The organism is Novosphingobium sp. HNCC26DJ243 (assembly GCF_057180545.1).
In genome coordinates this window covers 300,365-319,593 of sequence record NZ_JBXUGN010000004.1, presented here as the reverse complement: position 1 = coordinate 319,593, position 19,229 = coordinate 300,365, and the positions used below count along the sequence as shown (strand labels likewise).

General features: G+C 63.7%; 17 protein-coding genes. 4 read left to right on the top strand and 13 right to left on the bottom strand.

The window, feature by feature from the left end; all coding sequences use genetic code 11:
• Window positions 1-42: 42 nt before the first annotated feature.
• Genes AC2A04_RS14025 through AC2A04_RS14015 form a run of 3 tightly spaced genes read right to left on the bottom strand, consistent with a single transcriptional unit; the run spans window position 43 to window position 2,266 of the window.
• Window positions 43-801 carry an SDR family NAD(P)-dependent oxidoreductase gene (locus AC2A04_RS14025; RefSeq protein ID WP_484212972.1) on the bottom strand — a complete coding sequence of 253 codons (759 nt, stop codon included), beginning with the start codon at window positions 799-801 and terminating at the stop codon, window positions 43-45.
• The gene (locus tag AC2A04_RS14020; RefSeq protein WP_484212971.1) at window positions 798-1,325 is read right to left on the bottom strand and encodes a cupin domain-containing protein; all 528 of its coding nucleotides are present in this window, start codon (window positions 1,323-1,325) and stop codon (window positions 798-800) included. The genes AC2A04_RS14025 and AC2A04_RS14020 overlap by 4 nt, the downstream gene beginning before the upstream one ends.
• Window positions 1,322-2,266, bottom strand: coding sequence for a fumarylacetoacetate hydrolase family protein (locus AC2A04_RS14015; RefSeq protein ID WP_484212970.1), 945 nt, complete (start codon window positions 2,264-2,266; stop codon window positions 1,322-1,324). The genes AC2A04_RS14020 and AC2A04_RS14015 overlap by 4 nt, the downstream gene beginning before the upstream one ends.
• A 166-nt stretch (window positions 2,267-2,432) precedes the next feature.
• On the opposite strand from AC2A04_RS14015, the gene AC2A04_RS14010 reads away from it, so the two are divergent.
• Window positions 2,433-3,590: an alpha/beta hydrolase gene (locus AC2A04_RS14010; RefSeq protein ID WP_484212969.1), complete on the top strand. Its 1,158-nt coding sequence runs from the start codon at window positions 2,433-2,435 to the stop codon at window positions 3,588-3,590.
• Window positions 3,591-3,595: 5 nt separating this feature from the next.
• Window positions 3,596-4,003 (top strand): VOC family protein, encoded by a 408-nt coding sequence (locus tag AC2A04_RS14005; RefSeq protein WP_484212968.1) that lies wholly within the window; start codon window positions 3,596-3,598, stop codon window positions 4,001-4,003.
• A gap of 207 nt (window positions 4,004-4,210) precedes the next feature.
• Here the strand turns inward: AC2A04_RS14005 and AC2A04_RS14000 are convergent, their stop codons facing one another.
• The 4 genes from AC2A04_RS14000 to AC2A04_RS13985 all read right to left on the bottom strand — a co-directional run bounded on the left by AC2A04_RS14000 (window position 4,211) and on the right by AC2A04_RS13985 (window position 8,042).
• Entirely contained in the window at window positions 4,211-5,299 is a 1,089-nt protein-coding gene (locus AC2A04_RS14000) for a VOC family protein (RefSeq protein ID WP_484212967.1), read from the bottom strand.
• 111 nt (window positions 5,300-5,410) lie between these two features.
• Entirely contained in the window at window positions 5,411-5,647 is a 237-nt protein-coding gene (locus AC2A04_RS13995; RefSeq protein WP_484212966.1) for a hypothetical protein, read from the bottom strand.
• Window positions 5,647-7,233, bottom strand: a complete 1,587-nt coding sequence (locus AC2A04_RS13990; RefSeq protein WP_484212965.1) for a phytoene desaturase family protein — start codon at window positions 7,231-7,233, stop codon at window positions 5,647-5,649. The genes AC2A04_RS13995 and AC2A04_RS13990 overlap by 1 nt, the downstream gene beginning before the upstream one ends.
• Window positions 7,230-8,042, bottom strand: coding sequence for an SDR family NAD(P)-dependent oxidoreductase (locus AC2A04_RS13985; RefSeq protein WP_484212964.1), 813 nt, complete (start codon window positions 8,040-8,042; stop codon window positions 7,230-7,232). Before AC2A04_RS13985 ends, AC2A04_RS13990 begins: the two co-directional genes overlap by 4 nt.
• A 105-nt stretch (window positions 8,043-8,147) precedes the next feature.
• Between AC2A04_RS13985 and AC2A04_RS13980 the strand changes: the two genes are divergently transcribed.
• Window positions 8,148-8,585 carry a winged helix-turn-helix transcriptional regulator gene (locus tag AC2A04_RS13980; protein ID WP_484212963.1) on the top strand — a complete coding sequence of 146 codons (438 nt, stop codon included), beginning with the start codon at window positions 8,148-8,150 and terminating at the stop codon, window positions 8,583-8,585.
• Between the two features lie 6 nt (window positions 8,586-8,591).
• Here the strand turns inward: AC2A04_RS13980 and AC2A04_RS13975 are convergent, their stop codons facing one another.
• From AC2A04_RS13975 to AC2A04_RS13960, 4 genes are read right to left on the bottom strand one after another with little or no spacing between them, the layout of a single operon-like run.
• The gene (locus AC2A04_RS13975) at window positions 8,592-9,599 is read right to left on the bottom strand and encodes a LysR family transcriptional regulator (RefSeq protein WP_484212962.1); all 1,008 of its coding nucleotides are present in this window, start codon (window positions 9,597-9,599) and stop codon (window positions 8,592-8,594) included.
• Between the two features lie 13 nt (window positions 9,600-9,612).
• Window positions 9,613-10,530 carry an NAD-dependent epimerase/dehydratase family protein gene (locus AC2A04_RS13970; RefSeq protein WP_484212961.1) on the bottom strand — a complete coding sequence of 306 codons (918 nt, stop codon included), beginning with the start codon at window positions 10,528-10,530 and terminating at the stop codon, window positions 9,613-9,615.
• A gap of 23 nt (window positions 10,531-10,553) precedes the next feature.
• Window positions 10,554-11,966 carry a sulfatase-like hydrolase/transferase gene (locus AC2A04_RS13965; RefSeq protein WP_484212960.1) on the bottom strand — a complete coding sequence of 471 codons (1,413 nt, stop codon included), beginning with the start codon at window positions 11,964-11,966 and terminating at the stop codon, window positions 10,554-10,556.
• A 10-nt stretch (window positions 11,967-11,976) separates the two neighbouring features.
• A complete protein-coding gene (locus tag AC2A04_RS13960; RefSeq protein WP_484212959.1) occupies window positions 11,977-14,421 on the bottom strand; it encodes a TonB-dependent receptor in 2,445 nt (814 codons plus the stop codon).
• Between the two features lie 143 nt (window positions 14,422-14,564).
• Between AC2A04_RS13960 and AC2A04_RS13955 the strand changes: the two genes are divergently transcribed.
• On the top strand, window positions 14,565-15,704 hold the full coding sequence (locus tag AC2A04_RS13955) for an FAD-dependent monooxygenase (protein WP_484212958.1): 1,140 nt from the start codon (window positions 14,565-14,567) through the stop codon (window positions 15,702-15,704).
• A gap of 107 nt (window positions 15,705-15,811) precedes the next feature.
• Here the strand turns inward: AC2A04_RS13955 and AC2A04_RS13950 are convergent, their stop codons facing one another.
• Together AC2A04_RS13950 and AC2A04_RS13945 are read right to left on the bottom strand one after the other, a co-directional pair.
• Window positions 15,812-18,154: a TonB-dependent receptor gene (locus AC2A04_RS13950; RefSeq protein WP_484212957.1), complete on the bottom strand. Its 2,343-nt coding sequence runs from the start codon at window positions 18,152-18,154 to the stop codon at window positions 15,812-15,814.
• Window positions 18,155-18,332: 178 nt separating this feature from the next.
• Window positions 18,333-19,046: an SDR family NAD(P)-dependent oxidoreductase gene (locus AC2A04_RS13945; protein WP_484212956.1), complete on the bottom strand. Its 714-nt coding sequence runs from the start codon at window positions 19,044-19,046 to the stop codon at window positions 18,333-18,335.
• Between the last annotated feature and the right edge of the window lie 183 nt (window positions 19,047-19,229).

The following is a 19,229-nucleotide window of genomic DNA, read 5'->3' as shown; positions in this document are numbered from 1 at the left end:
AATCAGTTTGAGCAACCACCCCAAAGGGATTTTTTGCAGTTTCTAGCTGCCGTCGGTGATCAGCGTTCCGCCATCGACCACCAGGTTGTGCCCCGTCACGAAGGCTCCTGCGGGCGATGCGAGGAACACCGCTGCGCCAGCCACTTCTTCGGGCCGCCCCGGCCGCCTGAGAGGCGTTAGCCCCATGCGCCGCGCCATGAACTCGGCATTGTCGAGCAGCGGCTGGGACAGGTCCGTGGCGATGAACCCCGGTGACAGCGCGTTGACCCGCACCCCTTGCGGGCCCCATTCGACCGCCAGATTGCGCGCAAGCTGCGCCACGCCCGCCTTGGCCAGCGCATAGGCATTGATCCGGCCATTGCCGCGCAGGCCCGAAAGGCTGGAGACCAGCACCGCCGCCCCGCCGCCCACGGCCGCGATGTGGGGCAGCGCCAGATTGCACAGCATCACCTGGCTGCGCAGGTTTATGCCCATGACGCGGTCGTAATCATCCATCGCGATGCCGGCAAATGGCCCCGCCTGCCCGGTGATCCCGGCATTGCAGACCAGCACGTCGAGCCGCCCACACTGCGCGATCGCAAAATCCACGAGCCGAGCCAGCGCGTCATCGTCGGAAACGTCGCACGCGATCCCCGGCATGCCCATCTCGCCCGCGACGCGCGCGGTATCGGCGGCGTCCTCGCTCGATATGACCACCGTTGCGCCACACTCGACCAGCGCCCCGGCGATCGCCAGGCCGATGCCGCGCGTCGATCCGGTGACGATCGCCACCTTGCCGGAAAGGTCAAACAGTGCGCTCATTCGTAGTCCGGGCTGGCCTCGGGCTTGTGCTCGGCCAGTGGCTCACCGTCGTGCAGGTAGGCCGGCGCCTCGATCAGGATGAAGGCGATGCGGCAGACCTTGTCGGTCGTGTTGCGCCACAGGTGATTTGTGCCGCGCTGAACGATGATTCCGCCCTGCCGCACCGTGCGCTTTGCACCATCATCCAGTTCCAGCTCGATTTCGCCTTCCAGCACGATGCCGTAGTCGATCGAGTTCGTGCGGTGCATCGGGCTCTCCTTGCCCGGCAGCATGTCGACGATGCGGATCACCGACCCGCCTTCGAGCGTCAGCCCGGCCTCGCGGTGGCGACCGTCGGTCTCGTCGTTGTTGTCGGCCGGCACCGTGGGGGTCGTCCAGATCAGCAGGAACGAGGCATCGCCGCTCGGGATCATCCGCGTCGGCGTCACATCTTCCGACTTGAATACCGCACGGCCATTCGCGTCGTGGCCGGTGACTACGCGCTGGACAGGGGGAAGACCGGAATCGGAAATCGTCTCGCTCATGCCCGTACCACCTTCTGTTCAAGCGCGCCGAAAGGTGCGCGTCCGCTTGCGTCCACCGCTTCCATGCGCACGGTATCGCCAAAGGTCATGAACGCGGTCTTCGGCTCGCCCTGATCGAGCACCTCGATCCCGCGCCGCTCGGCGATGCAGGACGATCCGATCTCGCGGAAATTGGCGTTCGATACCGTGCCCGACCCGATCACCGTGCCCGCCACCAGATCGCGCGTGCGCGCGGCGTGGGCGACCAGTTCGTGGAAGCCATGGCCCATCGGCTCGCCGTTCGCGGCGCCAAAACGCTTGCCGTTCCAGTCGACGTTGAGGTTGAGGCACACGCGCCCGTTGCGCCAGTCATCGCCCAGCTCGTCGGGCGTCACGGCAAAGGGCGCCATGCCGCAAGGAGGCTTGGCCTGCACCCACCCGAACCCGGTCTTCATTTCCGGCCCGGCCAGGGTACGCAACGACCAGTCGTTGATCTGCACCACGAGCCTGATGTGCGCCATGGCATCGGCGGCGCTGGTGCCCATCGGCACGGCATCGACGATCACGCCGAACTCGCCCTCGAAATCGATGCCGAGGCTCTCGTCATTGAAGCGCACGTCATCGCGCGGGCCATAGAACTTATCCGAGGTGCCCTGGTACATCAGCGGCATGTCGGTCTTTGGCTTGTTGATGCCCAGCACCGCGTCCATCAGGTCGCCGTGGCTCTGGAAGGCCGAGCCATCGAGCCACTGCCACGCGCGCGGCAGCGGTGCAGCCAGCGCCGCCGGATCGAGAGTTTCCGGGAACTCCGCGATAGCGGCAAGCTGCGGCGCAACCTCGTGCCAGCGCTCCATCGCTTCCTGCAGCGTGCCGACCGGCGCAGCCGCGCAAGCGCTGCCATCCGGTGAAACCACGACAAGCCGCCCGTCCTTCGTGCCATCGCGCAGCGTCGCAAGTCTCATCGGCCGTAATCTCCCATAAATTGGTTCTCGATCCTGCCGCTAGCCCGCGTGCCTGCACAGCACAAAGTCATTCGGTTGATGATCTGGTATCCACGCAATGCGTTGGTTCGTGAGACACCGCTTTGGCAAGGCACGCTCACGAACCAACGCCTGAAGAAAGATCCCCATGTTCGAGCCCTTCCCCGGTAACTACGTCTGGAACCTCGCCACCAATCTCGCGCTGGTGTGCGGCGGCAATCATGGCGAGATCGACGAGGCCAACCGCCCGATCATGGAAGCCGCCAAGGCCGGGGCCGACGCCGGCTCGGCACAGATGTTCGACAGCTGGATCCGCGTAGCCGATCAGGTCGCCGCCAATGGTGCTGCCGACGAGGCCGAGGGCTACCTCCTGTCCGCCGGAACCAAGTACCTGCGCGCCTCGGGCTATTACCTTGCCGCAGAGCGCATGCAGAGCCGCGACTATGCCCCGCGCTGGGCAGCGTATGACAAGGGCCTCGAACTCTATCACAAGGGCTGCGCCCTGCGCGGGCTGCATGTCGACAAGGTCGAGATCCCGTACGAAGGCAGCGCCTATACGGCGATCTTCGTGCACGATGGTTCAGGCACGCCGCGCCCCACGCTGGTTTCGGTCAACGGCCTCGATTCGATGAAGGAACAGGTCAACATGGCGGGCCACGGTGCGTCGAACCTCGAGCGCGGCATGAACACGCTGTTCCTCGACCAGCCCGGCACCGGCGAGGCGATCCGCACGCGCAATCTTCCCGCCGTGTTCGATGCCGAACGCTGGGGCAGCCCGGCGTTCGACTATCTGCTGACACGGCAAGACGTGATCCATTCGCAGATCGGCATCTTCGGCCTGTCGTTCGGCGGCTATCACGCACCGCGCATCGCCGCCAACGATCCGCGCTATGCGCTGTGCGCTGTGATGGGCGCCAACCACGTCTGGGGCCAACGTCAGCGCGAACGCGTCTCGAACGAGGGTGAGAACCCCGTCCCGCACTACTGGGACCACGTGATGTGGGTGTTCGGGTTCGAAGACCGCGACGCGTTCCTCAACTACGCCGACCAGATCACGCTCGACGGGCAGGTCGAGAAGATACGCGTTCCCTTCCTCATCACGCACGGCGAGAACGACCGCCAGATCCCCGCTTTCAACGCGCACATGTCCTATGATCAGGCCGTCAACAGCCCCAAGCGCCATTTGCGCATGTTCACCAAGGCCGATTTCGAGGTCGAGCATTGCGGCGCCGACAACGGCACCGGCATGCGCGACTACATCGCCGACTGGTGCGCGCAGACATTTGCCGAGTTGGCCAGGGCCTGAAGCCGGTGGCCGAGTTCACCTTCCACCACGGCGGGGTCTCGGTCCCGAGCCTTGACGAGGCCATCGCCTGGTACGGCCGCGTCCTCGGCTTCGAACTCGAAAAACGCTTTTACATCGAAGCCGCGCGCAGCCACACCGCGATGATGCGCAAGGGGCCGCTGCGTTTCGAGATCTTCGAAGTCGAAGACGCCGCCCCCCTGCCCGAAGACCGCCGCCACCCGCCGCGCGATGTCCGGACCCACGGCAACAAGCACGTCGCCTTCCGCGTCGACGATCTCGCAGCCTTCCTCGCCGAGATGGAGCAGAAGGACGCCGACATCGCTTTCGTCGTCCGCGAGGCCTTCGGCAAAGGCTGTTTCATCCGCGATTGCGCGGGCAACCTGATCGAATTCGTCGAGGAAGACGGGGTTTAGCGCTCCCGTCCATTCAAAGCACCATAACTCCAATGACTTCCACATCCGTTCGCCCTGAGCTTGTCGAAGGACGCGCACTGAGGTTTGTCTTGCGCGCGATGGCGCTCAGGAGCGGGTATCGCGTCCTTCGACAGGCTCAGGATGAACGGGCTTTTGGAACGAGTATAGTTGAGGGGAGCGGATACTTTTTCACCCCTCATCGCCCCCTCAGATCGCGTGTTCGTCCTCTTCAGTCAGGTTCGCCAGATCGCCGCCGATCGGCTGCTTGCCAGGCTTTGAGCGACGGTACGGCTCGAAGCTCTTGCGGTCATGGTCGAAAGTCATGTCCCATGGGATGTCATCGCCCCGGAAGATTGCGGGCGCGTTGTGCGACCACAGGAGGGAGCCGAACTTGAAGTCCCATGCGCGCGGCACCCAGTTGTCGTCGAGGTAGTCGGTGTCGGCGTGGTACTCGGCCTCGCCGGCATGCCCGGGAATCTCGCAGTAGTAGTAGATCGCCGAGGAAATGCGGTGGCGCGAGATGCCACCGCTGGTGTTCATGGTGGTGTTTTTCCAGCCCTTGTTGTCCATGATGTTCGCGCCGAGCATGACCTCGTCGATGTCGTCCATCCCGAAGGCGATGTGCATGAACTTGAAGTGGTCTGGCGCGATCGGGAGGTCGCAGTTCACCCAGAAGATCGAGTGGTGCTCGAACGTGCCGCCCGCGCGCGCGAAGATGCCGGTGCCCTTCGAATGGTCGACATAGCGGAAGCCCATGTGCCGTTCGTAGAATTCGAAGCTGCCGACATAGTCCGGGCTGAAGAACACCACGTGGTTGATCGTCTTGGGGATCGCCTTCTTGCGCCAGATGCGATGCTGGTTGAAGCGCGGCCACTGCGACGGCGTATTCACCGGGCTCGCCTCGGACACCACGGGCCGCTTGTCCCAAACGCGCAGGGCGATCGGCTGGCCATCGGGGCATACGCAACGGACAGTGCCATCCGCGTCACGCGTCACCGGCACTTCGCTGGCAAGGCTGGCCGCGATCTTCTCGAGATTTGCCGCCGTGTCCACGCCCCACACGGTTTCCTTGACCCCGTCGCCCGCAAAGGGATCGGGCGAGGGAAGACCGGCAGAGCCATGGGGCAGGAGGATCACGCGGCTGCCCGATGGCAGGCGGAACACCGCCTCGTCCGCGCTCTCGCTTTCCAGCGGCAGGCCGAAATCGGTCCAGAAGCGGACATTTTCAGGCAGATCGGACACGCCAAAGATGACGCTTTCGACGCCAAGAACGCCGGATTGGCCAGGAACGGGCATAAGCTCTCCACGAAACAGTTTCGTAAAGCGTTCTTGCCCTGCTCCCGCTGCTGACGGAAACCGATCTTACCGCTGCAATTCTATCGACGCTGCCGATAGTGGCACCAAAAGTCAGTCCTTGCGGAACAGGATCGTCAGCAGGAACAGGAAGGTTCTGAAATCGATCAACCTGAGCGCGGCACGGGCTTCGGACGGCGTCAGCTTGGCGACCATCGGCATCGCACCGAAGATCTTGCCGCGGATCACCAGCGCATTGCCGTCACGCTCCAGCTTGCGGATCGCCATCAGTTCCTTGTCCTGCGCATCGAGGATCTTCGCAACCGGCACCTTGGGCTTTGCATTGCTCATCAGACTGGCCCCCCACACACCTTGTCATAATCGAGGCCGATGTCGTCCATCATCTGGATCGCGGTGGCGCGCCCAGCGCCGAACACGCCGCCGCCCGGATGCATGAACGGCCCGGTCAGATAGAGCCCTTCAGCCCCCGGCACACGGAACGATCCAAGGTCCGGCGTGGGGCGATGTGCGGCCGACTGATAGAAGAACGGCGCGCATCCGTGTGCATCGCCCTCGACCATGGAATTGGGGCTGCCGCGTTCGTGATCCAGCGGCGAGCAGACCTTGCGCCCGAGGATATTGTCTGACCCGAGATTCCTGTAGAACTTGCGGTACTGCTCCAGCGCGCGGTCCGAATGCTCCTCCTTGACCGCATCCCAGCTTTGCGGGCCGTCGGGATAGAGGCGGTATGGACCGAAATTCACGCCATAGAACACGCCCGCTCCTTCGGGCGCACGGCTGGGATCGAAGATTGCATTGTCGCCGCCTGCGATCAGGCGGTGGCTCACCTCGCCGCGGCGCAGCTTGTCATATTCCATGCACATCTCGCGCACCGAATAGAAGTCCATCAGCTCGGTCATCATCGCGTTGCAATCGTTGCCGACCCGAAGCTGCAGCCGCTCCTTGAGCGCAAGGTGCGTAAGGTTGATCGAGAAGGTCGATTGCGTCACGCGCTCGGCCCGCTGCAGCACCGGCTCGGGCGTCTCGCTCACGAATGCACGCAGCTTGTGCGGATGGATCTGCGCGATCACGCCGTCTGCGGCCATGATCGTCTCGCCATCGACCAGTTCGACGCCCGCCGCCTTGCCGCTCGACACGATCACCCGCGCGACCGGCGCATTCACGCGCACCTCGCCGCCGAAATACTCGATCGCGCGCACCAGCGCATGGGAAAGCTGCCCCGAACCACCTTTGGGCATCGAACAGCCGAAAGTATGGACGATCCCCGGCATCACGAAAGCGCCCATGCCCGTGCCCAGTTCGTCGGGCATCTGCAGGTTCTCGGTCACCATCCGCACGATGTGCAGCTTGAGCAGGTCGCTTTCGAAATAGGCATCGACGATGTCGAGCGCGGTGCGCTGCATCAGGTCGAGAAGGAACCGCCCCTCGTCCGACTGGTCCATCATCGCCACGAACGCACCCAGCGGGAACGGCGGCGAATACATCCCGCTCATCAGCATCGGCAGCGCGGTCTGGCTCATCTTCACGAACTTGCGATAGGCCTCGGCGTCCTTCTCGGACGTCACCCGCGCCAGTTCCTCGCAGGTCCGGTCAAGGTCCTTGTAGGACCGGATGACGGTGCCATCCTCCCAGATCGAAACGTGCACCAGGTCGGGATAGATGTATTCCAGTCCAAACTTCGACAGCAGCCCCAGCTCGTCATCGCGCAACAGGGGATTGCCCTGGATCATGATGTGCACGTTCGAATGCTCGTCATGCCAGTATCCCGGCAGGATCAGCTCGCGCGTGGAAACCCCGCCGCCGTAATAGGGCTTGGCTTCGAGCACGAGCACCTTCTTGCCCGCCTTGGCCATGTAGGCCGCGGCGGTCAGGCCGTTGTGCCCGCCGCCCATCACTACAACGTCATAGCGGCTCATGCCTGCTCTCCTGCAAAGAAGCTGCGAAATCCGGAAACTCCCGAAACGTGTGATGCAGCACCGCCGTCGCAGACCAGCACTTGCCCGGTCACGTTGCGCGCTGCATCGCTGGCGAGAAACGCCACTGCCTCGGCAATGTCCTGCGGATCGCCGAGCTGGTCGCGCAATGTCTCGTCCTCGACCACCTTGCGCAGCACAGGCGGAAAAGCTTCCTTCAGCGCCGGCGTCATCGTCATGCCCGGTGCGACCGCATTGCAGCGCACGCTGGCCTTGCCGTGGCTGGCGGCAATCGCGCGCGTCATCTGGATCACGGCCGCCTTGCTGCTCGAATAGGCCGCCTGAATCAGGTGGCCCTGCAGCGCAAGGTTGCTGACCGTGTTGACGATGTTGCCGCGCGTCTCGCGCAAGTGCGGCAGCGCCGCGCGGCAGGCAATCATCGTGCCGCGCGTGTTGACGGCAAACGTCCGGTCCCACAGGCCCGTGCCCATGTGCTCGATGTCGCCATCGGCCTGCGCGATTTCGGGGCCGAGCAAGGCCGCGTTGTTGTGCAGCACGTCCAGCCTGCCGAAGTGCTCGACCGTGCGCGCAATCAGCGCCTCGATCGAGGTTTCCTGTTCGAGGTCGACGGCCACTGCCAACGCACCGGGCAGCTGCGCCGCAAGCGCTTGTGCCCGCTCGAAGGCAATGTCGGCGATCACCACGCGTGCGCCGCGCAAGGTGAGCAGTCGCGCGGTCGCCTCGCCGATGCCCCCTGCACCGCCGGTGACGATCGCCACCTTCCCGTCCATGCGGATCGCATCTGTGGCCACCGTCCATCTCCCCTCTGTCATCTGTTGCGATCACCTCGTAAGTCAGGCAGCACAAAGCGGAAGACGGCACTTTTTTGTGCCCGCAAGAAGGGGGGACGCCAGGCTTTGGCACAAGGTGACGACAGTTCGGCTTCCGGCGCGGCAATCGCCGCACTCGCTGCCGAAATGGTGCGCCACGGCCATGATCGCGAAGCGCCCGCGCGCGAGGTCATGGGCCTTCTGGGCGATCGCTGGTCCACCCTGATCCTGCTGGTTCTGGCCACGGGCGAATGGCGCCACGCTGACCTGCGGCGCACCATCGTTGCGCTTTCGGCCGAACAGGCGATCTCGCAGCGCGTGCTCACGCTGAAGCTGCGCACGCTCGAACGCGATGGTTTCGTTGCCCGTACTGTGAGCGCCGATGTGCCGCCCAGGGTAAGCTATCGCCTGACGCCGCTCGGCACCGATCTCCACGCTCAGGCGCGGCACCTTATTGACTGGATCAACGCGCGCGAACAACCGATCCGGCAGGCCCGCGCTGCTTTCGACGCATCAGACGACTGACGCGCTTTAGCGCTGTGGATGATTCATCCGGTATTCGACCTCGATCGAGGTGCGGTCGATTTCGCGGTCCGGTTCGAGCGGCACGACGTTGGTCGCCGCACTCTGAGCGACCTTTGCCGATGCGGCGAGCCGTTCCACCACCCAGCGCAGGGCGCGATCATTGTTGTTGGCGATGTTCCACTGGATCGCTTCGCGGATCGGCGGGATTGCAAACGGGATCTCGCGCATCACCAGTGGCAGCGTGCGCACGACCAACTCGGCCATGCGGCGGTGCATCGTCGCAATGCGGCGCGTGCCTATCACCAGTCCGGGCAGCGAAAGGAATGATGGCGCCACCACCTCGATCCGGCGCTGCTGCTTCTGGCGGCGCACGAACCAGTCCTCGAACGCCGGCACGCGCGCCTTGCCGAAGCGTGCCGTCACATGGCCCAGCTCGAAATAGAGCGGCCGCGTCATCGGCTCGGACAGCGCGGGATTGTCCTTGTCGCCGACCACCACGTAATCGTCCTCGAACAGGACCTGGCTTGGATGATCGGATGAAATCGCGTAGTCGATGGTCAGCAACAGGTCGATGTAACCACGCTCGATCGACTCGATCGGGTTGTCCTGCATCGGCTGGATTTCGAAACGCATGTTCGGCGCATCGCGCTCCAGATCGGCCAGAACCCCCGCCAGCAGCACTTCGGTAGAATAGTCAGAAGCCATGATCCGCACCACCCGGTCGGCGGTAGCGGGATCAAAAGGTGGGGCCACCGAAACCGTCGTGCGGATCTGCTCAAGCACGGCGCGGACCGGCTCGATCAGTTCCTCGGCGCGCGCGGTCAGGATCATCGCCCTGCCCTTCACCAGCAGCAGTTCGTCACCGAAATATTCGCGCAACCGGCCAAGTGCGCTCGACGTTGCCGACTGCGACAGGCACAGCCGGTCGGCAGCGAGGCTCACGCTGCGCTCGGTTAGCAGGGCATCAAGTGCCACCAGCAGGTTGAGATCGAGCCGACCGAACCGCATTGCCATCTCCCGTCGCCTCTCAGATCGTCGAGAGTGCGCTGGCAACCAGTGTAGCAGGATCGCCGTCGTGCGCAAAACCGGCGCGCTCTGCGGCAGGCGTTTCCAGTGGTGGCTGTGTCGCAAATGCCGCTTCGAGCGGGGCGTCCGGACGATAGGTCACGAGATCGGGCGAGACGCCGCACTGGCGCGCGATCTCGGCGGCAAGGTCGCCCATCGCGATAACTTGCGCAGGCAGCGTCACCGCGCGCGTGGGCGGAAGCAGGGCGCTGTCCAGAGTCAGCGCGTGGACAAAGTTCTCGGCACAGCGAGCCACCGATTGCGCCCAGATCGTGCCTTTTGCCGAAACCGGGCAGGTGAAGGCCTCTCCCGCCTTGAGGGCATGGAACAGGTCCGACATGAAGGCAGACTTCATCCCCGATGGCCCCTTGGGCCGCGCCAGGATACCCGGCAGGCGCACGGTCACGCCATCGATCAACCCGCGATTGGAGAACATCGCCACCGCATGTTCCATCATCGCCTTGTGCCCGCCGTAGATCATCTTGGGGCTGAGCGGCGTTGCATCGTCGACGATGGCGGGAAGCGGATCGCCGAACACCGCGATGGAGCTTGCATAGACCACCCGCAGGCCCGGATTGCACGCGCCCGATTCCAGCAGCAGGTCGTACATGGCATCGACATTGATCCGGCGCGAGGCGGCGGGATCAGCCTCGGCCGCCCCACCCGGCACGGTGGCGAGGTGGACAAGCGCATCGCACCCATCTGCCAGTGCGCTTGCCCGCACTGCGGCATCGCCAAGATCGCCCGCGATGGCGCGCGCGCCTTCGGGAATGCCACCCGACAGTGTATCGATGCCCGTCACGCGGTGGCCCGCTACGAGCAGTTTGCGGACAAGTTCACGACCGACGAAACCGCCGGCACCGGTGACCACGACATTCATAACGCTAAGCCCCAATGTTGTTATCAGTAGCGATCGGGATAGGCCGACTTGATCTGCTCGGAATTCCCATCGACGCGGTAGGGCAGCATCCGGGCATTCCATTTGTCCCAAAGGACCCGCATTGCCGCGAGCCGTGCCGGGTCGGCCGTAGCGCGCTCGGCCCGCTCTCGCTCGTCCTCGGCCAGATTGAACAGGTGTTCCTTTCCGCCCAGCTTGACGTACTTCCAGTCACCCTGCCGCACTGCGGCCTGTTCGTTGGCCTTGAACCGCCAGAACAGCGTGCGCTCCATCGGCGCGGCCTTTCCGGCGAGCTGCGCCGACAGGTCGATGCCGTCGAACGTTCCGGCGGTCGCGGGGTTGCCGCCCGCCATCGCCAGCAGGGTCGGCAGGAAATCCATCGAAGCCATGACCTGCTCGCTCTTGCTGCCGGGCGCGATCCTGCCGGGCCAGCGCATCAGGATGGGCACGCGGATGCCGCCTTCGAGCACCTCGCCCTTCTGGCCGGTAAAGGGCCAGGTTTCGGAAAAGCGCTCGCCGCCATTGTCGCTGGTGAAGACGACGATGGTGTTGTCGACCATGCCCGTGCGCTTCAGCGCCGCCAGCACCTTGGCCACGTTCTGGTCCATCGCCTCGACCATCTCGCGGTACTTTGCGAGACTTCCGCCTTCGTAGTGGAACGAAGCACCGATCTTTTGCGCAAGCGCTGCGTCCTCGCGCCCTTCCCACGGCCAGTGCGGCGCGTTGAAGTGGAGGCTGAGGAACAGCGGCTTTCCGGCAGCAGCCTCGATCGTGCGCACGGCCTCGTCACCGAACATGTCGGTCAGGTAACCATCGGTAGTGATCGCGGCCCTGTCGCGGGCAAGGCCCACGCCCAGGTCCTTGCCGCCCATGACCATGTGATGCCGGAAGTAATCCGCAGCACCCTCGACGATGCCGAGGAAGTCGTCATAGCCGTGATCGAGGGGGCTGTGCCCGTCCAGGTCGCCCAGATGCCATTTGCCGATCAGCTTGGTGTGATAGCCCTGCGCTTTCATCACTGATGCGATTGTCGGGCGATCCAGAGGCACGCCGATGCCCTTGGGCGCATTTTGACCAAGTGGTTCTTCCAGCCCGATCGCGAACCGCTGTGCATAACAGCCGGTCAGGAGCGCGGTGCGCGTCGGCGAACAGATCGGTGTGCTCGAATAGCCCTGGCGCAACTGCACCCCGTCGCGCGCGATGGAGTCGATCGCCGGCGTGCGGATATGATGCGATCCGGTGCACGACAGATCCGCGTAGCCGAGGTCGTCGGCCATGATGAAGATGACGTTGGGAAGGGCGGCCTGGGCGGCGGGGCGAGCTGTCGCCCGCGCCGCCCCCCATGCCTTTCCGTAACTTGCCAGTGCACTCGCCGCGGCCAGCGCCTTGACGAAGGCGCGACGATGGTACTGGCTCATCGCGGGTTCCTCAGAAGTTGCCCGACAGGCGCAGACCATACGTGCGCGGTGCCGAGAAGTGTCCAACCGCGACGCCGAGCGGCGAAGCCTGCGGCGCAAGGTTGCGGCGCTTGTCCTCGATGTTGCGCACGAAGCCGGTCAGCGACCAGGCACCGACCGCATCACGGATCGTCAGCGATGCATCGGTCGTCCAGTAGGCCGGGATACGCTCGAAGGCGAGGTATTCGAACGCGCCCCACTGGCTGTCGCGCCATGCGGTATCGACGTTGGCTACCAGCTCGAGGCTGTCGCCCACCGGCACCACCTGCTCGGCGCCGAGATTGACCGTCCACTTCGGACTGAACAGCAGCGGATTGCCCGAGCAGTTGAAGTCCTTGACCGGCGCGCCACCGGCGACCGCACCTGTAAAGGTGAACGGGCAGCCGAAGTTGTCGCGCGGCGATGCAGTGAACAGATGCAGATCGTCGTACTTGGTGTCGAGGTACTGCACCTTCGCGCTCAGCGTCGTGCCTCCGGTGGGCTTGGCGACGAGATCGACGTCGAAGCCCTTGATCGAGGATTTGCCGGCGTTTTCGTTCGAGCTGATCAGCGTGCCCGAGGTGTCCATCGTGAAGTAGGTGATCTGCTGGTCACGATATTTCCAGATGAACCCTTCGAGATTCAGCTGCAGGTGGTTGTCGAAGAAGCGGTTCTTCGATCCGATGGTGTAGGCGGTGATGAACTCGGGCTTGTAGCTGGTCTTGCTCTCGGTCATCTGCAGACCGCCTGCGCGGTATCCGCTTTCGACCGTCGCATAGACGAGGTTGTCTGCGCCAAGGTCGTATTCGGCCGATGCCTTCCACGTCACGCGCGAATAGCCCTTGGTGTCCTTGACCGGATTGTAGGTCTTCAGGATCGCGCCCACGCCGTTGAGCAGCGGGAACACCTGGTAACCGGGCTGGTCGCTGCTCGCGCCCGATATCCAGTTGTTGGCCTTGAGCCAGCTGATCGTGTCGCCCGTGTTCAGGAAGTTCGGGAAATGCGGGATGGTGCCTGGTGCGGCGCAGCCTTGCGCGAACGATCCCGGAGGCGTGATCAGGAACGGCGGCGGGCCGCCGCAGAACGTGATGAAGTTGTTGATCAACCCGTCGATCGACTTCTTGTCATGCGTATAGCGTGCGCCACCGATCAGGCGGAACTGGTCGGTCACATGCGCGGTCAGCTGGCCGAACGCAGCATAGCTGTCGGTCTTGTGCGCATAGTTCTGGATCGGCAGCACGAACTCCTGGTTGTACTGGTTGTTCGCCTTGATCTTCTCGTTGAAGTAGAACGCGCCGAGCACATAGTCGACCATGCCCGCGCTGCCCGAAAGCCGCGCTTCGAGGCTGGTCTGCCTGACCTTTTCCTTGGTCATGGCGGTGTTGAACGCCGGGCCGTAGAACAGCGTGTCGTCAGTGCTTTCGCGATAGGCAGGGATCACCGTCAGCTTGCCGATGCCAGTCTGCCAGTTCAGCTCGGCATTGACGCCCCAATAGGTGCTGTCGAGCTTCGGATCAGTGTTCATCGGGTTGAGGAAGGCGAAGGCCGGTGCGCCAAGGACGTGGCTGCGGAAGCCATTTGCCGCCGGCGTGTTGAAGCCTTCGCTGGCGTCCAGACCCGATGGGAAGAAGGTGTAGCCCGCAGGTCCGGGAATGAACCCCCCGACGTAACTGCCACCTACGCCCTTTCCGCCAGTATGCGTATAGTCCGCTGCGATACGCAGCGACAGATCGCTCGAGGGCTCGACAAGGAACTGGGCGCGCAGCGAACCGCGCTTGGCGTCGTCGGTGCCATCCCGGTTGTAGCCATCGCGCGTGGTATAGGCCGCGCCAAGGCGCAGGGCACTGTTATCGCTCACGCCGAGGTTGACGTGGGCATCGGCATCCACCGCATCGTAATTGCCGTACGACAGGTTGAAGCCCATCGAATTGCGACCAATCTCGGGGCGTGCCGGAATGATGTTGACCGCGCCGCCCGTGGCGTTGCGGCCATAAAGGATGCCCTGCGGACCCTTGAGCACTTCCACGCGCGCGAGATCATAGAACGCCGCGCCAAACACGCCGCCGCCACGACCGAGCACGACGCCGTCATAAGTCGGCGTGACCGCAGGATCGTTGTAGCTGCTGGTGGTGATGTTGCCCACGCCGCGAATGAAGATCGAGGCAATCGAGCCACCTGCATTCGGCACGCTGAGCGCCGGAACCGACTTGGTGATGTCGGTCGCATTGCTGATACCGCGTGAGGCAAGATCGGCACCCGAAACGGCGTCGATCGCGATTGCGGCCTTCTGCAGCGATTCCTCGCGACGCTGTGCCGTCACGATGATTTCCGAAATTCCCGTGCCGTCGCCCGCCTCAGCCTGCGCTTCCTGCGCCATGACCGGTGTTGCGATCGCGAGTGCCAGCACGGCGCTCGTACCCAAAAGTGCAATGCGCATCAGACATCCTCCCTCATGACAGGTCCTTGACCCTTGCCGTCCGGATAGTCCCCGTGCGCGCGAACGTCGCACCGTTTGTATGGATGCCTTGGTATCGACAGTTCGGATTTGTCTGCTTGCGCGAACCCGCTAGGTCCTATCCCATGACACGGGAGAGCATCAGCAGCATCGCCACGGCACTTGTCGTCGGCGGAGGTATTGGCGGCATGGCCACGGCGATCAGCCTGGCCGAGCGCGGGGTGGCGGTCGATCTGATCGATCTCGATCCCGAATGGCGCGTCTATGGCGCGGGCATCACAATCACCGGTCCCACCTTGCGCGCCTACAAGCGCCTCGGCCTGCTCGATGCGATCAAGGCCGAGGGTGCGATCACCAGCAAGACCCGGCTGTTCCGCTTCGATGGCACGCACATGCTCGATCTCGATGAACCGGTGATCGAAGAAGGCCTGCCCGCAACCGGCGGCATCATGCGCCCGGTGCTTCACCGGATCATGCAGACCCGCGTGCGCGAACTTGCGATTCCCGTCCGGCTCGGCCTCACCGTCACCGCGCTCGAGAACCGGGACGATGGCGTCGATGTGCGCTTCTCTGATGAAACCACGGGCCGTTACGATCTTGTCGTCGGTGCCGACAGCGTGTTCTCGCGCGTGCGCGACATCGCCTTTCCCCACATGGGGCCTGCGCTACCCACCGGGCAGGGCTGCTGGCGCATATCGATCCGCAAGCCGCCGGGATTGGAGATGGGCGAATTCTTCCTCGGTCATGCCAACCCCTGCGGCATCACTGCCTGTGCGCCCGACATGGTCTACATGTGGATGCTGACCGCGCATGAGGAGCGCGAGTCCTTCATGGACGAGGAGGAACTCTTCGTCACATTGAAGGCGCTGCTCGCCGATTTCGGCGGCAATGCCGGCTGGATCCGCGACAACATGACGCGCAAGGACTGGATCAACTACCGGCCGCTTGCCGCCGTGCTCCAACCGAAGGACTGGTTCAACGGACGCATCGTCCTTGTCGGCGATGCAGCCCACGCCACCACCCCGCACCTCGCCTCGGGCGCAGGCATGGCGGTCGAAAGCGGCGTGGTCCTGGCCGAGGAACTGGCACGCACCGATGATGTCGGCGCCGCGCTGCAGGCCTATCAGGACCGCCGCTTCAACCGCTGCCGCGATGTGATCGAAACCAGCGTCGCGGTTGGCAAGCTCCAGCTCGCACATGGCGATCCCAAGGTCCACGCGCACATGCTCGAAGGCGCGCTCGGCCGTCTCAACCAACCCTTCTGATTACACAAAGAGGGGCGGCAGCCACCCGGCCGCCGCCCCTCTTTCGCGTTGGTTAGCAAAGGGAACGGGCGGCGCATCCTCGGGATGCGCCGCCCGTTTGTCATTGCTCAGAAGTTGAAGTCGACCGCGAGACCGACAACGCGCGTGGTGATGCCCGCTGCCGGCCATGCACGGATGCCACCGTCGGCGTTGCCGGCAAAGTCGCTCGCCAGATAGGCGGTCGGTTCGCGCTCCTTGGTCAGGTTGCGCGCGAAGATCGACGCGCTCCAGCGGCCATCGGCATCGCGCAGACCGAAGCCTGCATTGATCAGCTCGTGCGCGGGATAGCGGTAGGCATCGCTGCCGTACTGCCCGAGCAGGACCTTGCTCTTGTAGACGAGGTTGGCGTTGACGAAGGCCTCGATATTGCCGCTGACCGCCGCAGAGTACTCGCCCGAGAGCGTGAACTTGTGCTTGGGTGCGTTGATGAACTGCTTGCCCGCCAGCGAGATGCCATCGTTGCCGACAAAACCTGCCGGGAAGCGGACGTCGTTGAACTGGTAGCCCGCGTTGACGGTGAAGCCCGGGAATACCGTGCCCAGCGCGTTGAATTCAAAGCCCTTCGAGACGACCTTGTCGATGTTCTGCGTGACCGAAATCAGCGCGCCTGCCGAGTTGAACACGCTCGACTGGGTCTGGAAGTTGGCAACCTTGTTCCAGAAGGCGTTGCCCGAAAGCTGCACGCGGCCGACCTGCACCTTCGCGCCGAATTCGAACGCATCGGACTTTTCCGGCTTCAGGTTGACGACCGGGTCGGTGGCGATGGTCGGCACCACGATGGCCGGCGGCTTGTAGCCACGCGCATAGGACGCAAAGATCGTCGAATCCGGGGTCGGCTTGAAGCTCAGGCCGATGCGGCCCGAAACGTCGTTGTCCTTGATCCGCGAGGTGCGGCTCGCCGTTACCGCGTTCACGCCGACGCCGGTGGTGTTGCGATAGTTCGAATAGCGCAGGCCGCCGAACACATCGATCTGATCGGTCAGTGGAACGGTGGCATCGGCAAAGAACGCGACGGTCTGGTTGGTCGTGTCCTCATAGGTGAACGCCACCGGCACCACGCAGAAGAAGCCCGCGTTCAGGCAGACGCTGAAACCGGTGCGCTGGCCGGGGAACGGGTTGCCGTACGTGGGGCTGTTGATCGGCGTCGTCTCGAGCGAGAAGTGCGAATAGAGCGCGCCGACCAGCACGTTGACGCCCTCGTTCTGATAGTCGAGGCGCACTTCCTGGCTGAACTGGTTGGATTCGCTCTGGATGTTCTCGTTACGCGCAGCAACGCCCAGACGGCGCGAGAAGTTGACCGTGCCGGTCTCGCGGTCGAGCGTGCGGTAGGCGGTGACCGAAGTCAGCGACAGATTATCCGAAAGTTCGAAGTCGATCACGCCCGACACGCCGCGAGCGCGGTTGCGCATCTGGGTCTGGTCGTCTTCGCAATAGAATTCGGCACGTTCGCTGATCACCGGAATGTTGCAGCCGGCAGGGTTCAGGAAATCGCCGTTCGAGAAGACCGAAACCGGCAGCGACGGCGCAGGGCCGAACGGACCGTCGGGATCGATGAGGTTCATGGCGTTGGGTGCGCGCGCAATCGCGAAGAAGCTCCAGCCCTGCGACTTCTGGTCGGTCATTTCGGCCGAAAGGTTGACCGTCACGGTTTCCGAAGGCTTGACCAGCAGCTTGGCGCGCACGCCATATTCACGGATCTTGTTGTCGAGGCCCAGGAAGGTGTTGCGCTGAAGCCCGGTTTCCTTCTTGAACTGGCCCGAGACGCGCAGTGCGGCCATTTCGCCCAGCGGCAGGTTGAAGCCGGCGCGGGCGTTGACTTCGCTCACTTCGGAACCAGCGGTGCCCTTGTCGGCAATGTTGATCCCGCCCGAGACCATGACCTTGTCGAGCGATGGCGCCACCGTGGTGATGTTGATCACGCCGGCCGATGCACCCTGACCAAACAGCGTGCCCTGGGGCCCGCGCAGCACTTCGACCTGGGCAAGGTCGAACAGCAGCGGGAAGGTCAGGTTGCCCTGCGGCACCTGGTCGACGACGAAGGCGACCGAAGGCGAGACGCTGGCGTTGAACACGCCGGTGCCAAGGCCGCGCAGGCGCGCGCCGCCATTGACTTCGCCGCCCGAGGTCTGGCTGATTTCAAGCGATGCGGTGGTGCGCTGCAGGTCGGTGATCGAATAGACCTGGTCGCGCTGGAGCTGGGCCTGCGTGGCGACGGTAACCGGCAGTGGCACGTCGATCAGGTTTTCCTCGCGCTTGCGCGCGGTCACGATGATCGCCGGGTCGCTGTCGTCAGCCGCTGCCTGCGGCGAGGTCTGATCGGCGTCGGCGGCAAAGGCCGGTGCGGCAAGGGTAAGCGAGGCGAACGCTAGCGCGGTCGTCGACGCAAGCATGGCAAATGAAGGCTTGGGCATTTCGAAGGTCCTCCCCGATAACGGCCGCCTGCGGATCGCAGGTCGGCGAAAGCAATTCCTGTGTCCGGCACACGATGGTCCGGATCGCAATGTATATTGAAGCGATTACGCCAAAAGATAATACGCTAATATAATATCAATCCATAGTTTCCTTCTATGTTATCGCGACATAGCAAGGTCACCAGGCCGTCGCCCCGCCATCGACGGGCACATCGGCACCGGTCACGAAGCGCGCCTCCTCGCTCGCCAGCCAGACGGCACACATTGCAATATCCACCGGCTCGCCAAGGCGCTTGATCATCGATTTGGCGAGTACCTGCTCCCTGAAGCCGGGCACTCTTTCCAGATGTTCGCGGGTAGCATCGGTCAGTATCAGCCCTGGTGAAATCGTGTTTGCACGAATGTTGTGTGGAGCGCCTTCCATCGCCAGTTGCCGGGTCATCGCCAGCACCCCGCCCTTGCCCGCGCAATGCGCCAGCGCGGCCGAACCCTCGAGTGCATGACGCGCATTGGCGCTGGCAAAGTTGATCACGCTGGCGCTCCCGCTCGCCTTGAGGCCGGCCCAGGCAGCACGCACCGGCAGGAACACGATGTCGAGTTCTCCGATCAGCGTGCCCCGCCACTGCTCCAGCGTAATGTCCTCGATCCAGGCAAAGGTCGCAAAGGCCGCCGCGTTGACCAGCACGTCGATCCGGCCATGTTCCGCGAAGATACGTGCAAAGGCATCGGCAGTCGCGGCCTCGTCTGTCAGGTCGCAAACCATGTCAGCGCCGGCAAGATCGATCCCGGTCACACACGCGCCTTCGTTGCGAAACGTCTCGGCACAACCCCTGCCGATCCCGGCCGCCGCGCCGGTCACGACTGCGATCCTGCCGCTCAAACGTCCGCTCACCAGCTATTACCCCTCTTTGCTGGCGCAGGTTGCTGCACGACCGTCCAGTTTGTCCAATCGATAGACCGGAGCTTCGCTTATCGACGGGACAGGATCGTCGTTCCATAACCCTGCATTATGCAAACATTGCATATCACTACTTTTCCCTGTGCCGCAAATGGCCCAAAGCGGATCGGGCAATCT